General features: G+C 56.0%; 3 protein-coding genes. All 3 read right to left on the bottom strand.

Annotated features, from left to right (window positions below; genetic code table 11):
* The coding region (locus ADADOO_RS11790; protein ID WP_511277709.1) for an IF-2-associated domain-containing protein at positions 1 to 512 on the bottom strand (512 nt) is incomplete at its 3' end.
* 59 nt (positions 513 to 571) lie between these two features.
* Positions 572 to 2,044 carry a transcription termination factor NusA gene (nusA, locus tag ADADOO_RS11785; protein ID WP_511277698.1) on the bottom strand — a complete coding sequence of 491 codons (1,473 nt, stop codon included), beginning with the start codon at positions 2,042 to 2,044 and terminating at the stop codon, positions 572 to 574.
* 21 nt (positions 2,045 to 2,065) lie between these two features.
* Positions 2,066 to 2,506: a ribosome maturation factor RimP gene (gene rimP / locus ADADOO_RS11780; RefSeq protein WP_511277697.1), complete on the bottom strand. Its 441-nt coding sequence runs from the start codon at positions 2,504 to 2,506 to the stop codon at positions 2,066 to 2,068.
* Positions 2,507 to 2,559 lie beyond the last annotated feature (53 nt).

Below are 2,559 nucleotides of genomic sequence, written 5' to 3'. Positions count from 1 at the left end.
TCGCGAGCCTTGAGTTCTTTCTCGCCGATAATCGCCGCACGATCAAGAATGACCGGACCGGGCTTCGCGACAACGGCTTCGACAACAGGCTCGACGGGCACTTCAACCGCCACCTCAACCGGCACCTCAACGACGGGCTCGGGGATGACCTCAACCACCGGCTCAGGAATCGCTTCCGGTTCCGGGGCAAGCTCGGCCACAGAAGCCTCAGGCTCAAGTTCGAGCCCGTCAAGTTCAGCCTCCGACACATGCTCGCCGACTTCACGTTTCATCAGGACGCGCTTCTTGCGCACCTCAACTTGAACGGTTCGAGCCCGGCCATGGGAGTCTGTCGCCTTGATTTCGGAAGTCTGCTTGCGCGTCAGCGTAATCTTGGCCTTTGACTCGTCACCATGCGCACGGCGCAGGTAATCGAGCAACCCGGCCTTGTCTTGATCGCTCAGCACATCGTTGGCACTCTCCTTGCCCACGCCGGCCTTGCTCAATTGCTCGAGCAGCGCCGTGAGCGGCATTTTGAGTTCAACGGCGAATTGTGAAACTGTTGTTGCGGACATACTTTGCTACCTCCCGCTCACTCGAACCAGTGAGCCCGTGCCGTCAGAATGAGTCCCTTGGCACGCTCGTCGTCGATGCCGGTCATTTCCGTCAATTCATCTACCGCCAGTTCCGCGAGATCATCGCGGGTCTTGACGTCGTGACCTGCCAGTTTCGCGGCCAATTCCTTGCTCATTCCCTCGAGACCCATCAGGTCCTCAGAAACATTTTCCAGCTTTTCTTCGGTCGCGATTGCTTCCGTCAGCAGAATATTGCGGGCACGGTTGCGGAGTTCATTGACGATCGCCTCATCCAACCCGTCAATTTCCAGCATTTCGGCCAGCGGCACATACGCCACTTCTTCCAGCGACGAGAAACCTTCCTCAATCAGCAGATCAGCCAGCTCTTCGTCGATGTCCAACTTTTCCATGAAGGTGACACGGGTCACGGCGTACTCCGCCTCGGACCTCTTGGCCGATTCGTCCTGAGTCATCAGATTGATGGTCCAGCCAGTCAATTCAGAAGCCAGGCGAACGTTTTGTCCATTGCGGCCGATGGCGATCGCCAGGTTGTCTTCATCCACCACAACATCCATGGCGTGCTTTTCTTCGTCAACAACGATGGAAGAAACTTCAGCCGGGGACAAGGCGCCGATCACGAATTGGGCCGGATCAGCGGACCACAGCACGATGTCGATATTCTCGCCACCGATTTCGTTACGCACGGCGGTAACGCGCGAACCGCGCAGGCCGACGCAGGTGCCAATCGGATCGACCCGCGGATCATTCGACTTGACGGCAATCTTGGCGCGCAGACCGGGGTCACGGGCACAAGCTTTAAGTTCCATGAGGCCGTCGGCAATCTCCGGCACTTCCATGTCGAACAACTTGACGATGAATTCAGGGGCAGTGCGCGACAGAATGATCTGCGGACCACGGGCATTACGGTCGATACGCAGCATAAAGGCACGAACGCGGTCGCCGACGCGTAGATTTTCCTTGGGAATCATCTGGTCGCGGGGCAGCAGAGCTTCAATCTTGCCCGCTTCGACAATGGCGTTACCCCGTTCCATGCGCTTAATGGTCCCGGAAACGACGTGTTCCTTGCGATCGAGGAAGTCAGAAAGAATCTGCTCGCGCTCGGCATCGCGAATCTTTTGCAGGATGACCTGCTTGGCGGCCTGCGCACCGATGCGACCAAAATCAATCGGCTCAAGACCTTCTTCGAGCGTATCGCCGGCTTCGATGCCCATATCATCCTTCTGGGCTTCCGACAGCGGAATTTGCAGATACTCGTTAACATACTCGTTGTCCGGCACCACCTGCCAGCGACGGAAGGACTCGTAGCTACCGGTATTACGGTCAATCGAGACGCGGACATCGGCCTCGTCATGGATACGCTTCTTGGTAGCTGAAGCAAGAGCCAACTCAAGGGCGCCAAAAACGATTTCCTTGGCAACGTTTTTTTCGCGGGCAAGTGCATCAACCAGCAGCAATATTTCACGGCTCATGGGCTAAAACCTCCTAGTCCTTCAGTCGAAACGAGGCACCAGTCGTGCCTTCTCGATATTATTAAATTCCAGTTCCACATCATCTTTTTCAAGGCGCAGACCAACCCTGCCCTCCTTGCAGCCCAGCAACTCGCCCTGGAAATTGCGGCGACCACCGTGCGGAATACGCAACTTGATCTGAATATCCTGACCAGCAAAGCGCTCGAAATCCTCAAACTTCTTGACGACACGATCAAGGCCCGGCGAAGAAATCTCCAGACGGTCGAAATCGAAGTTTTCGACTTCGAAAACGCGAGTCAATTGATTGGAGACCTTGGCGCAATCTTCGACATCAATCCCCGTCGCCCGGCCCGGCGCATCGATGAAGACGCGAATCGTCCGCCCACGCGGCGACATCTCGACATCAACGAGTTCATAACCCAGGCCGACAACTGTCGTTTCCAGCAGCGTGTTTAAATCCATAGCCACAAATAAAAAATGGGCGAAACGCCCACCTCATGAAAAAAAGATGCCCC

It is taken from the genome of Azonexus sp., assembly GCF_036170495.1.
GTDB lineage: Bacteria > Pseudomonadota > Gammaproteobacteria > Burkholderiales > Rhodocyclaceae > Azonexus.
The sequence above is the reverse complement of the archived record's forward strand: the minus strand, read 5'-3'. Positions and strand labels throughout refer to the sequence as shown.

Excerpts from the sequence above, each read along its gene's own strand:
- nusA (WP_511277698.1), bottom strand. The coding sequence starts at position 2,044 with ATGAGCCGTGAAATATTGCTGCTGGTTGATGCACTTGCCCGCGAAAAA.
- rimP (WP_511277697.1), bottom strand. The coding sequence starts at position 2,506 with ATGGATTTAAACACGCTGCTGGAAACGACAGTTGTCGGCCTGGGTTAT.